We start from the raw sequence: 12,531 nt of genomic DNA, 5'->3' as shown, positions 1-12,531 counted from the left end.
ATATAGTAATTTTACTACATATTGGATATTTACTAGCCTTTTGGGGCGGTTAAGTCGCTATTTATCGGCCTCATGACGCTTAAATACGTATTTTTAGTAATTTTTTTACTAAAAATACCACTCATTATTATTGGTTAATTGAGGAGCTATCATGACAATAAGAGTTGCGATTAACGGATTTGGCCGTATTGGCCGCAACGTACTGCGCGCCCTTTACGAAAACAGCTACCGTGACCGCGTACAGGTCGTCGCCATTAACGATCTGGGCGACCCTTCGCTAAATTCCCACCTACTGCGTCACGATACCGTGCATGGCCACTTCCCCTTTAAGGTAGAACATGACGCCGAGAGCATCACGGTGGATGGCGACCGCATCGCTATCTCCTCAGAGCGCGACCCAGCGCAGCTGCCGTGGGCATCGATGAATATCGATCTGGTAATGGAGTGCACCGGGTTGTTTACCAAGCGTGAGGCGGCGGCCAAGCATATCGAAGCGGGTGCCAAGCGCGTGTTGATTTCTGCTCCCAGCCCCGACGCCGATGCGACGATTGTGTATGGCGTGAATGACCAGGTGTTGACCGCTGAGCACACGGTTGTCTCCAACGCTTCCTGCACCACCAACTGCCTGGCGCCGGTGGCCAAAGCGTTGAACGATGCGGTGGGTATCGAAAACGGCTTGATGACCACAGTGCACGCCTACACCAACGATCAGAATCTGTCGGACGTTTACCACTCTGACCCTTACCGGGCGCGCAGTGCTACGCACTCCATGATTCCGACCAAAACCGGCGCTGCCGCAGCGGTGGGCTTGGTGCTACCAGAGCTGGCGGGCAAGTTTGACGGCCTGGCCGTTCGCGTACCGGTGATCAACGTCTCGCTGGTGGATCTGACCTTTACTGCTAGTCGCGATACCAGTAAAGAGGAGATTAACGCCATCGTAGAGAAAGCTGCCGCTAGCTCGCCGGTATTGGCCGTCAACGCTGAACCGCTGGTCTCTATTGATTTCAACCACGATGCTAACTCATCGACCTTCGATGCTAATCACACCCGCGTGAATGGCCGTCTGGTTAAAATCATGGCGTGGTACGACAACGAGTGGGGCTTCTCCAACCGCATGCTGGATACCGCGCTTGCCATGCAGGCGACTGCCAAGTAATGCAATGCCCAGTAATGCACTGCTAAGTACTGCAATGCTAAGTACTGCAATCTAAGGGCAGGTATCGCCCAGCAGCAACTCAGTTTGCAGCAACTGCTGGGCGAGGGGGATGCGGCCAAGAATCATCTGCGCCGCAACCCGCCCTTTGCCCACGCTATCCTGGCGCACCGTGGTTAAACGCGGCGCGCGGTACTGCCCCTCGGCAATGCCATCGAACCCGGTAATGCGTAACTCTTCCGGGACCCGAATACCGCGCTGCTCGGCCAGCGTTAGCGCCGTAAGCGCAATGCGGTCAGACATGCACAGCAGCAAGTCTGGCCGTTTTTCTATGGGCTGGTCGAGAATCTCGGCAATCACCGGCGAGCACACCTCAAAGGTATTCTCCTCGATATTCCAAAGCGGCACGTGCTCCACATCCACCCCTTGCTCACTCAGCGCGCTATGAAAGCCCTCAAGGCGGGCGCGGCTGATCGTGCTGGTGTTGGGCAGCAGGGTGTGCTCGTCCGTCACCCGGCCGTTGCAGGTCTCTTTGGTTAAACGCAGATTGATAATCGCCGGGCGTTTGGGCAACTCGTTAAGCGCATGCTGGGCGATTTTATAGCTGGCGGCGGTGTCATCGATATGCACCGTTGGGCAACCTTCAATATCAAAATCGACGGCCACCAGGGTGCGCTGTGCGGGCAGTTCATCGAGCAGTTTATTGTTGGGCATTAGCCCATAGACGATAAAGCCATCGGCGATGTTCGCGGAGCCTGGCGGCTGCGAGGCGTGGCCGCGACCCGGCAGTAGCAGCAGCGTGTGGCCGTGGGCGTCGAGGACTTCGGCAACCCCGGATAAAAACTCGCTGGCCACGGCGTCGTTCAAACTGTAAGTAAGGCTTTCCGCAAGAATCACCGCGATAATCCGTGAGCGGCCGGTGCGTAGGCTTCGAGCTTTGGCGTCAGGGCCGCTGTATCCCAGCCGTTTGGCCTCTTTGAGTATACGTTCGCGCAGGGCTGGCGAGAGCTGATCCGGCCGGTTAAAGGCATTGGAAATCGTTGCAGTGGAGACATTGAGTTCCTGCGCAAGGTCCTTGAGTGTCATTCGGCGCTGATCAGTCACGGTACTTCCTTTACAGGCTTTTTTAATAATTGAAGACTTGGCTATTCAAAGCGCTTGCATAATAAAATCGACCCGCTGGGTGCTACCACCCCCATGATAAGCGAAGGGGAGGTCAGGCACACACAGTGGGTCGTCAATGTGGATATCTGAATTGTCTCTCGTGGTTAAGCCGCTGCTTGTTGAGTGGGTAGTGTCAGTGCCGTACCGCTCTCATCAAACAAGTGTACTTTTTCCCAATCTGCTGCCAGTGACACCTGCTGGCCCTCCTGCCACTGGCTGGGTGCTTCGCTGCGATGGATCAGCAGTGTGTCGCCCTGTTTGGGCTCAAGGTAGACGTAAACCTCGTTGCCTAAATACTCGACGTTGACGATATCAAAGCAGTTGTCATCGGTGGGCGCCGCCAAGCATAGATGCTCTGGGCGAATGCCAAGCGTCAAGGCTTCACCGCTACGCAACTGCTGGGCATTCTGGGGCAGGGTAAGTTCGCCAATCCCTGCAGCCCGAACGCGACAGCCGTTGGCATCGCCAGCGATCAGCTCTGTGGGCATAAAGTTCATGGTCGGGGAGCCGATAAACCCGGCAACGAATTTCGTCGCCGGGCGCTGATAAAGCTCGTGTGGGCTGCCCACCTGCTCCACAAAGCCACCATTGAGCACCACGATTTTATCGGCCAGGGTCATGGCTTCCACCTGGTCGTGGGTCACGTAAATCATGGTGGAGCCCAGGCGGTTATGCAGCCGGGCGATCTCGTTACGCATCTGTACCCGCAGCGAGGCATCCAGGTTGGAGAGCGGCTCGTCAAACAGCAGAATGCGCGGTTCCCGTGCCATCGCTCGGCCCATCGCCACCCGCTGGCGTTGACCGCCAGAGAGCGCCTTGGGTTTACGATGCAGCAGCTCTTCCAACTGCAGAATCTTGGCGGTGGTCATCACCCGCTCGTGCACAGTCTCTTTGGCGGTTTTAGCCAGCTTCAGGCCAAACGCCATGTTGTCGTAAACGGTCATATGCGGATAGAGCGCGTAGGACTGAAACACCATGCCCACCCCGCGCTCCCTGGGCGGTAAGTCGTTGACTACCGTTCCGCCCATATACAGATCGCCATCGCTAATCGATTCCAAACCGGCGATCAGGCGTAAAAGCGTTGACTTGCCGCAGCCGGAGGGGCCGACGAAGACTACGAACTCACCGTCGCCAATGTGCAGATCCACATCGTTGATAATGTGATCGCTACCAAACACTTTATTGATCTTGTTAAGCGTAACACTTGCCATGGGTGACTCCTTGCCGACCTTACTGCTTTACTCGCTTTGGGTCGGCCTGTTCTTGTGTACGGTTATGTGCAATTAACGGTTATGAGCAACGCGCATAAAGGCTGCTTGATACCCTGGTAGCGTTAAAACGTCGCCGTCGCGCTGGGTGTTAAAACCGTGGCCCTGCAAATCGCTCTCAATCGTTAGTGGCAGGTTAACCGTCTGGGCCTCGGCGGTGAGGTTGAAAACGCACAGCAGCGTTTCATCCCCTTTGTGTCGGGTAAAGCCCAGCAGTGTTTCACCTACATCGACCAGCGTTAAGTCACCGTCGAACAGCGCGGGGTGTTGGCGGCGGAAGGTCAACATGTTGCGCAGTGCATTCAAGGTGGAGCTGGCATCATCCTGCTGGCGGCTGACCGCCATATCCCGATGACTGGCCTCCATGGGTAGCCAAGGCTCAACGCTGGAAAAACCACCATGTTCGCTGTCGTTCCAAGGCATTGGCGTGCGGCAACCGTCGCGGCCTTTGAATTCCGGCCAGAGCACTTTGCCGTAGGGGTCTTGGATGCGTTCAAACGGCACGTCGGCTTCCGGCAGGCCCAGCTCTTCGCCTTGGTACAGACAGACGCTACCGCGCAGCGAGCAAAGCATGGCCAGCGCCACTTTAGGGTAGTCGGTGGGGTCTTCTCCAGCACCCCAGCGGGTGGCGCTGCGCACCACGTCATGGTTGGAGGTTGCCCAGCAGGGCCAGGCATCGCCCGCCAGGCGCTGAAAGCGCTCCAGCACTTCATGAATATAGCGCGCCGAGTGGGGCGTGTTGAGCAGGTCGAAGGTGTAGGCCATATGCAGCTTGTCGCCACCGGCAGTGTATTCGGCCATGCGCTCCAGCGGGTTATCGTCGCCAATTTCGCCCACGGTCGTGGTGCCGGGGTATTCGTCCATCAGCGCCCGCAGATCTTTCAAGAAGTCGAGGTTTTCGGGGCGGCTCAGGTCGTAGACGTGGCGCTGCCAAGTGTAGGGATTGCTATCCGGCGCGCCCAGGGTTTTAGCTTCGCCCTTGGGCACCGGCGGATTGTCGCGCAGCTCGGCGTCGTGGAAGTAGAAGTTGACGGTATCCAAGCGGAAACCGTCCACGCCCAGCTCCAGCCAGAAGCGCATATTATCCAACTGCGCCTGACGGGCTTCTGGGTTATGGAAGTTAACGTCCGGCTGGCTGGTCAGAAAGTTATGCATATAGTACTGCTGGCGACGGGAATCAAACGTCCACGCCGGGCCGCCGAAAATCGATAGCCAGTTGTTGGGTGGCGTGCCGTCCGGCTTGGGGTCGGCCCATACAAACCAGTCGGCTTTGGGATTGCTGCGGTTTTGGCGGCTCTCCTGAAACCAGGCGTGTTGATCCGAGGTGTGGCTAATCACCTGGTCGATCATCACCTTCAAGCCAAGCGAGTGGGCTTTTGCCAGCAGCGCTTTAAAGTCTTCCAGGGTGCCGAACATGGGGTCGACGTCGCGGTAGTCGCTAATGTCGTAGCCAAAATCGAGCATCGGCGAGGTGAAAAACGGCGATAGCCAGATACCGTCCACCTTCAGAGACGCCACGTAATCGAGTTTTTGAGTAATACCGTTAAGATCGCCAATGCCGTCGCCGTGGCTATCCATAAAGCTGCGCGGGTAGATCTGGTAAATAACGCCGCCGCGCCACCAGAGTGTGTTGTTCTGCTCTGTTGTATTGTCCTGGCCAGTTGTGGCGTCTTGCATCGTAGAGTCCATCGTTGACATAAAAAATTCCTTAGCCTTTAACGGCGCCTGCAGTAAGGCCTGACACAATGCGGCGCTGGAAGATAATCACTAATACGACCAGTGGCACCGTGACCACCACAGAAGCGGCCATAATTGGCCCCCAGGGCAGTTCGTAGGCACTGCCACCTGACAGCAGCGCGATGGCGACGGGTACCGTGCGCTGGGTGTCGGTCAGCGTGAAGGTGAGGGCAAACAGAAACTCGTTCCAAGCGGCGATAAATGCCAGCAGGCCTGTGGTCGCCATGGCGGGCCACATCAGCGGCAGAAATACTTTCGTAATCGTCACCCAGGGTGTGGCACCGTCCATAATGGCGGCCTCTTCCAGCTCCATGGGCAGCTGTTTCATAAAGGTGGTCAATACCCATACGGTGAAGGGCAGGGTGAAGATGGTGTAGCTTAAAATCAGCCCGGCGGGGTTGTTATAGAGGTTGAGTGCACGAATCACCTCAAAAAGCCCGGAAAGCACCGCTACCTGGGGGAACATCGACACCCCGAGAATCACCAGCAGTACCGTGGAGCGGCCCCGAAAGCGCACCCGGCCCAGGGCGTAAGAGGCGGTAATGCCGAGTAGCAGGGCAATAAACACCACGCTAAACGCCACCACAATGGAGTTGAAAATAGCGCGCAGAAAGCTGGTTTGGCTAAAAATGCTGATGTAGTTATCGAAGTTCCAGTTCGAAGGCCAAAGCTCAACGCGGAACAGGTCGCTCGACGGTTTTAGCGAGGTGACTACCGCGTAGTAGAACGGGAAAACGGCGTACACCATAATCAGCACAATCAGCGCCCAAAACCCGATGCGTTTGGCTATTTTGGCCAACTGACGAGTATTCATTAGTCGCCTCCCAATTGGATTTGTTTACGCCCAACGTAGAGGTAAGCCACGGTAGCCAGGGCAATGATCAAGAACAGCAGGGTAGAAGCGGCGCTGCCGTAACCGACATCCTGAAACTCGACCAGCTGTTGGCGGGCGTAAACCGACATCGACATGGTGCTGGTGGAGTTGGAGGTGAGTACGTAAATAACATCGAATACCCTCAGCGCATCCAGCAGGCGGAAGATCACCGCGACCATTAACGCCGGGGTAATCAACGGTAGGGTAACTTTGAAGAACACCCGCAGCGGGTGAATACCGTCTACCTCGGCGGCCTCGTAACAATCCTTGGGCAGCATCTGCAGAGCAGCAAGCACCAGTAGCGCAACGAAGGGAATGGTTTTCCACACATCGACCATAATCACCGCCCACATGGAGTAGACGGCGTTCGCTGTCCAGGCGATGGGGGCATCGATAATACCAACGCTCATTAGCAGGTGATTGATGATGCCGAACTGGTCGTTAAGCATCCACGCCCACATTTGCGCGGAAACAATGGTGGGGATTGCCCAGGGAATCAGCACCGCCGCGCGCACAATCACGCGGCCCTTAAACTCGGCGTTCAAAATCAGCGCCACAATCACCCCGAAAACTACTTCCAGCGATACCGACACCACCGAAAAGTAGACGGTGTTCCATACCGACTGCCACCACACCGAGTCGGCCAGTACCCCATACCAGCTGCCATCGTCATAGACAAGGTAGTTCTCGAAGCCAATCAGATTGGCGGCGCCTAAATCCGATAGCGACGCATCGGTAAAGCTAAGAAAAAAGGTGCGCACCAGCGGCCAGCCAGCCACCAGGGTTAACGCAATCAGCATAGGGGCTAAAAACAGCCAGGCGGCTTTGACCCGCTGACGACGAACCTTAGTGCCCCGGCGCGGCTTGGTAGTGAAAGAACGCGCCCCGGCGGGCGCGTCATCATGCTTGATGGAGGTCGACATGGAAGGGCTCCAGGGTTACCAGTTGCGACGCTTCAGGCGAGCCAACTCGTCTTCAAGATCGGCGACCGCTTGAGTGCCATCTTTAGTGCCGGAAAGCACATCGTGGGTGGTGCTGAAGAAGGCGTTACTCACCCGGCCATAGGCATCGCCAGTGGGGGCAGAGGGCCGTGCAACAGCGTTAACGAAAGTGTCGTAAAGCGTGCCAAAGAAGGGCACCGCTTCGAGTACTTCGTCGTCCTGGTAGAGGGCGTCGATAGTGGGGTTATAAGAGGCCTGTATGGCACGACGCTTCTGCTCCTCTTCACCGGTCAGGAAGGCGACCAGATCGGCGGCCAGCTCGGGGTGTTCGCTGTAGCGCGATACCGCCAAGTTCCAGCCGCCCAGGCCAGCGGCACTTTGGCCATTTTCGCCACCCGCGGGCAGTTGCGTAACCCCCACTTTGCCGCGTACGTCGCTGTCTTCGCTTTGGGCCAGCGCCCAGGCGTAGGGCCAATTGCGCATAAATACGGCGCCGCCGCTTTGGAAGACACCGCGTGCTTCCTCTTCGGTGTAATTGAGCACACCGTTAGGTGAAATATCGCCAATCCACGATGCGGCCAGGTCGAGTGCTTCGGCGGCGTGCTCATTGTTAATGCTAATTTCACCGTCGGTTTCCACGACGTTTCCACCGCCAAAGCTCGCGACCCACTCAAGGGCGTTAACAGTCAAACCTTCATAGGCGCGCCCCTGGAAGACATAGCCTTGCATACCTTCTTTGCCTGCGGCGCGTTCAGCATTTTGAATCTCGCGAGCAATCTCAGTAAGCTCCTGCCACGTAGTCGGCGCCTCATGGCCATATTTTTCTAACAGATCTTCGCGGTAGTAGAGCACCCCCGCATCGGTGAACCAGGGCATGGCGACTAGGCGTTCATTGATGGTGTTGTTAGTGACGATGGTGTCAAAGTGGCCGGCAGCGGCGTCATCGCCAAGCACTTCGCGCAGGTCAAGCAGGTGGTTGGCGAGCAGACCTGGCCACACCACGTCGATCTGCATCACATCAATATCGCTGGAGTTAGCCGAAAGAATCTGCTGGTAGAGCGAAAGGCGCTCAGTGGAGGAGTTGGGCGTTGAAACTACATCGACGCTATGGCCGGTTTTCTCCTCCCAGGCGGCGACCCCTTCCTGGCACAGCGTTAGCTCCGCGCCTACTGCGCCGCAAGAAATGGTGAGCTCTTCAGCCTGCGCCTGGCTTGTCACGCTCAGCGTGCTGGCTATTGCGATAGCACTAGTGATCAAAGTCTTCTTCATAACGGCGTACCTCGACGTTTATTGTTGTAGATGGTGTTGCATCTAGATCAGTGTTAAGTCGCTAGCTAAGCGTGTTCTTAACAGCTCTCTTAATCTTATCTTAATCTTATCTTAATCGATTAAGTTCTTGCTGCTCAGTTAGCCGCTTTGTCTGAGTAAGTTCAATAGCGACTTTTGTCTAACAACATTATTCAGTTTTCACTAAATAAAATCGTTCCTTAGACATTAGTCGTTAATTAGCAACTAGCCGTTGGTAAAAAGTGACTTAATCGATTAAGTTTTGGCTGTCTTTCCTTAAGCACCTTGCCCTCAGGTGAGCGGCTTCAGTCAGCGACCTCAAGGTAAGTGACTGAGTAAGGCAGCACTGCCCGTGTGGGGAAGCTGTGAAAGGAAAGTGTTTTCGGTTTGATCTTAATCGATTTAGATAAAGGCGCTTATAAATAGCGGCTTACCAATAACAATAGGGTACTCAAAACAATGCATAAAATGACATTTAAAACGCCGTTAGCCATTGCGATTGCCGCCGCCAGCTTAGGGATGAGTGGTCTTGCCTCGGCACAGATGACCATGGAGCAACGCTTTGCCGAGCTGGAAGCCCGCATTGAAGCAGCTGAACAGCGCGCCGATGCCGCCGAGCGGCGTGCCGCGATTGCCGAGCAGTCTCAGTTGACCGCCGTGGCGACAGAGAGCGACGCTGAGATCGAAGAGCGTCTGGCACGGGTGGAGCGTTACGCCGATGGTGAAGAAGGGTTCTCGTTTAACGTATATGCACGTTCAGGCCTGCTGATTGGCGAAGATGGTAAAAGCGAAAATGCTGGCCCTTACCTGACACCCGCGGGTGGAGAGGGTGGCGCCGTTGGCCGTTTAGGCAATGAGCCGGACACCTACGCCGAAGCGATTTTCAACTACCGCATGCAGTTCGATAACGGCGCCAAAGCGCTTTACCGCACCATGATTGCTGACGGCACGACCTCCAGCAATGATTGGACCGGCGGCGATTCGGATATCAACGTGCGCCAGGTATTTGCCGAATTCAGCGACCTTCCCAGCTTCACCGGCGCATTTGAAAACGCCTCGATCTGGGCCGGTAAGCGCTTTGACCGCGATAACTTCGACATTCATTGGCTCGATAGTGACGTGATTTTCCTGGCTGGTACCGGTGGCGGTATCTACGACATGCAGTTGGCAGACAACTGGAAGTCTAACCTGTCGATTTATGGCCGGAGCTTTGCCGACTACCCAATCGTTGACCGTGAGAACCCCGGTCTTGAAGGCGATACCGACAACCTGATCCTGACCTCCAACAACTACTTCGGCAACTGGCAGTGGATGGTCAACGGTATGTCCGCTGCAGACAACAACGAGCGCGATATCGACGTCGGCCAAACCGCAGCCGATACCGGTTTCCACACCATGATCGCCTATCACGGCGATAGCTTCTTCGGCATGGGTGAGGGTAACTTCAAGGCGGCCGTGCTGCATGGTCAAGGGCTGGGTGCCGAAACCAAAAGCCTAGGCTCGCGAGGTGATCTTACCGACGATGCCACCGCTACGCGTCTAGCGCTTTACGGTACTACTTATATCGCCCCGCAGTGGCGCATCGCTCCCTCTATTTTGGCTGAAACCAGTGAAGACCGTTATGTCCAGGGCGATAAGTACAACTGGGCAGGACTTAACGTGCGCCTAGCCAACGAATTAACGCAAAACTTTGAGATGCAGTACGAAGCGGGCTATCAGTGGATGGATCTTGATCCACAGGGTTACAGCGGTCGCAACGCGGTCGATGGTGGCTTCAGCAAGTTCACCATTGCGCCCACCTTCAAGCCTGAAGTCGGCGGTTTTTGGCAGCGTCCTGAGATTCGTCTGTTCACCACCTTTAGCGATTGGGATGACGACCTCAACAACTACGGCGCCAGCTCACTAGGCAACGAAGGCTTTACCGGTGGTCAGTGGACCTTCGGCGTTCAGAGCGAGGTGTGGTTCTAAATCGATGTAAGTGGGTAGCGTTTAACTGTTTCTTCTCCAATGCACTTTGCCCGCGACCTGTCGCGGGCTTTTTTATGGAGGCATTTTTTAAAAATATTTTAATGATCTGCATCCAAAACGCCTCCTCGCGGGTAATCCCTATACAGACGCTATTCAAAGCGACTGATAAAAACCCTTTTAGGAGACTGAAAATGACACTTCACCATCTAACGCGCGCTACCTTGGCCGCTACACTGATTGCATCCTTCAGTCATGCCGCTCTGGCTGAAACGCCTGCGGATGTCCAGGTACCGGATGGCAACACCATCGCCCTCGAAACAGTTGGCGTTGGCGCTATTACTTACATGTGCGAAACCAAAGACGACGGCAACATGGGTTGGGTATTTAAAGGCCCCCACGCTGCGCTCAATGATAGCGATGGCAGCCAGGTTGGTAGCTACTACGGCCCGCCAGCCACCTGGGAAGCGTTGGACGGTTCAAAAATCACCGGCACCCAGCTAGCCACCGCCGCCAATGGCGATGGCAATATTCCGCTCCAGCTAGTTGAAGCCAACCCCGCTGAAGGCGAGGGCGCTATGACCGGCGTTAGCTATATTCAGCGTCTGAACACCCAAGGCGGTGTCGCGCCAGATGTGGCCTGTGATATGGATCACGACGGTGCCACCGCAGTAGTTACCTACCAGGCGGACTATATCTTCTGGACTGCTGAATAACTTAAATGAGTGCTGGGGACTCGTTTGGCGAGTTCCCAGCGGCTATGCTGTCTGCGAGAACGACGACTGGCGTCGGTGCCGTCAACAGGGAGCTGAAGTTTGACTGACGTGTCTTCAGAATTTGATCATGCTGCGGCAATAGCCAACTGTGCCCGTGGCAAGCATGACGCTTTGCACCAACTCTATGTCCATGAGAGCGCCCGACTATTAGGCGTGGTCATAAGAATCGTTAAAGATCGTGGTATGGCCGAAGATATTGTCCACGATGCGTGCCTCAATATTTGGCAGCGTGCCGATAGTTTTGACCCCGATAAAGGCTCTGCCCGAGCGTGGATATTCAGTATCGCGCGCCATTTGGCTTTAAACGCCATTCGTTACCGTGATCGCGAGATCACGTTTGACAGTAGTGCCCCCACCGAATTAGATCATGACGAACATTTTCAGCACGCCTCCGTTGTCGACGAAGCCTTCGATTGGCAAACCGGGCAACGGATTGATAGCTGTTTGGAAGCGCTTGAGCCCGAGCGGCGTAACTGCGTACTACACGCCTATGTCGATGGCCTCAGTCACGCGGAAATTGCTGCGCATACCGGCGCGCCGCTGGGAACCGTTAAAGCCTGGATCAAACGCAGCTTGCTGCGCCTACGGGAGTGTATGGCATGACCCGCCCAAATGATCACGAACATGAAGATGACCATGCCTTGGCGGGTGAATACGTGCTGGGTACATTGTCGTTAGAGCAGCGCAAAGCGCTGGAAGCTCGGTTAGCCAATGAGCCTGAACTGCAAAAAGCCGTAATGGCTTGGGAAGAGCGCTTCTTGCCCTATACCGATATCACCGATCCGGTAACGCCCTCTGATTATTTATGGCCGCGAATTCAGCGCAGCCTAGCGTCACGTGAAGCGCTTGCTAAGCGTGCTGGAGCTGCCACTACCGTGCCGCCAAGACCCCGTCGTATGCTGCACAGCCTGCCGCTTTGGCGCGGCGTCGCCGGGTTTGGCTTAGCGGCGGCGTTAGTATTGGGCGTAATGCTGACCAATCAAGTAACTGAGCCGGCTATTTCAACTACGCCCGAGTACATGGTGGTTCTGCTGGCGCCGCAAACCCAATCAGCTGGCTGGGTAGTTCAGGCATCATCGCGCCAGGAAATTGAGCTGATCCCGCTGGGCACCTTCGCAGTACCCGAAGGTAAAGCGCTAGAGTTCTGGACCAAAGCCGATGAGTGGCAGGCACCGGTATCACTGGGTTTAGTGGAGCCTGGCCAGCCAATTCGGATGCGCTTAGACCAACTGCCGCCGCTTGAAGATAACCAGCTATTCGAGCTAACGCTGGAAGACGAAACCGGTTCAGCTACCGGCTTGCCCACAGGGCCCATTGAGTTTATTGGTCGCGCGGTCGAGATTTAGCCTCTCAAAAGCGCCTGTTA

At 55.7% G+C, this 12,531-nt stretch carries 11 protein-coding genes; 5 read left to right on the top strand and 6 right to left on the bottom strand.

The features are described 5' to 3' along the window. Positions 1–151: 151 nt before the first annotated feature. The gene (gap, locus tag QEN58_RS11585; protein WP_133732641.1) at positions 152–1,156 is read left to right on the top strand and encodes a type I glyceraldehyde-3-phosphate dehydrogenase; all 1,005 of its coding nucleotides are present in this window, start codon (positions 152–154) and stop codon (positions 1,154–1,156) included. 51 nt (positions 1,157–1,207) lie between these two features. On the opposite strand, the gene QEN58_RS11580 is transcribed toward gap, so the two are convergent. The 6 genes from QEN58_RS11580 to QEN58_RS11555 form a co-directional block, all read right to left on the bottom strand. After that, on the bottom strand, positions 1,208–2,257 hold the full coding sequence (locus tag QEN58_RS11580) for a LacI family DNA-binding transcriptional regulator (protein ID WP_280103814.1): 1,050 nt from the start codon (positions 2,255–2,257) through the stop codon (positions 1,208–1,210). 164 nt (positions 2,258–2,421) lie between these two features. Continuing rightward, complete coding sequence (locus QEN58_RS11575) at positions 2,422–3,528, bottom strand: ABC transporter ATP-binding protein (protein ID WP_280103813.1); 1,107 nt, start codon at positions 3,526–3,528, stop codon at positions 2,422–2,424. Positions 3,529–3,600: 72 nt separating this feature from the next. Continuing rightward, the gene (locus QEN58_RS11570; RefSeq protein WP_425270284.1) at positions 3,601–5,283 is read right to left on the bottom strand and encodes an alpha-glucosidase family protein; all 1,683 of its coding nucleotides are present in this window, start codon (positions 5,281–5,283) and stop codon (positions 3,601–3,603) included. A 10-nt stretch (positions 5,284–5,293) separates the two neighbouring features. Then, entirely contained in the window at positions 5,294–6,136 is an 843-nt protein-coding gene (locus tag QEN58_RS11565) for a carbohydrate ABC transporter permease (RefSeq protein WP_280103812.1), read from the bottom strand. Beyond that, positions 6,136–7,119 (bottom strand): carbohydrate ABC transporter permease, encoded by a 984-nt coding sequence (locus tag QEN58_RS11560; RefSeq protein WP_280103811.1) that lies wholly within the window; start codon positions 7,117–7,119, stop codon positions 6,136–6,138. The genes QEN58_RS11565 and QEN58_RS11560 overlap by 1 nt, the downstream gene beginning before the upstream one ends. A gap of 15 nt (positions 7,120–7,134) precedes the next feature. Continuing rightward, complete coding sequence (locus QEN58_RS11555) at positions 7,135–8,406, bottom strand: ABC transporter substrate-binding protein (protein WP_280103810.1); 1,272 nt, start codon at positions 8,404–8,406, stop codon at positions 7,135–7,137. A 477-nt stretch (positions 8,407–8,883) separates the two neighbouring features. On the opposite strand from QEN58_RS11555, the gene QEN58_RS11550 reads away from it, so the two are divergent. The 4 genes from QEN58_RS11550 (at position 8,884) to QEN58_RS11535 (ending at position 12,511) form a co-directional block, all read left to right on the top strand. Next, positions 8,884–10,392, top strand: coding sequence for a carbohydrate porin (locus QEN58_RS11550; protein ID WP_280103809.1), 1,509 nt, complete (start codon positions 8,884–8,886; stop codon positions 10,390–10,392). Positions 10,393–10,583: 191 nt separating this feature from the next. Beyond that, positions 10,584–11,105 carry a DUF3455 domain-containing protein gene (locus tag QEN58_RS11545; protein ID WP_280103808.1) on the top strand — a complete coding sequence of 174 codons (522 nt, stop codon included), beginning with the start codon at positions 10,584–10,586 and terminating at the stop codon, positions 11,103–11,105. Positions 11,106–11,213: 108 nt separating this feature from the next. Next, positions 11,214–11,768 carry a sigma-70 family RNA polymerase sigma factor gene (locus QEN58_RS11540; RefSeq protein WP_280106929.1) on the top strand — a complete coding sequence of 185 codons (555 nt, stop codon included), beginning with the start codon at positions 11,214–11,216 and terminating at the stop codon, positions 11,766–11,768. Continuing rightward, positions 11,765–12,511, top strand: a complete 747-nt coding sequence (locus QEN58_RS11535; RefSeq protein WP_280103807.1) for an anti-sigma factor — start codon at positions 11,765–11,767, stop codon at positions 12,509–12,511. Before QEN58_RS11540 ends, QEN58_RS11535 begins: the two co-directional genes overlap by 4 nt. The last annotated feature ends 20 nt before the right edge of the window (positions 12,512–12,531 follow it).

It is taken from the genome of Halomonas alkaliantarctica (assembly GCF_029854215.1).
Classification (GTDB): Bacteria; Pseudomonadota; Gammaproteobacteria; order Pseudomonadales; family Halomonadaceae; genus Vreelandella; species Vreelandella alkaliantarctica_A.
This window is presented reverse-complemented; position numbering and strand designations above follow the sequence as displayed.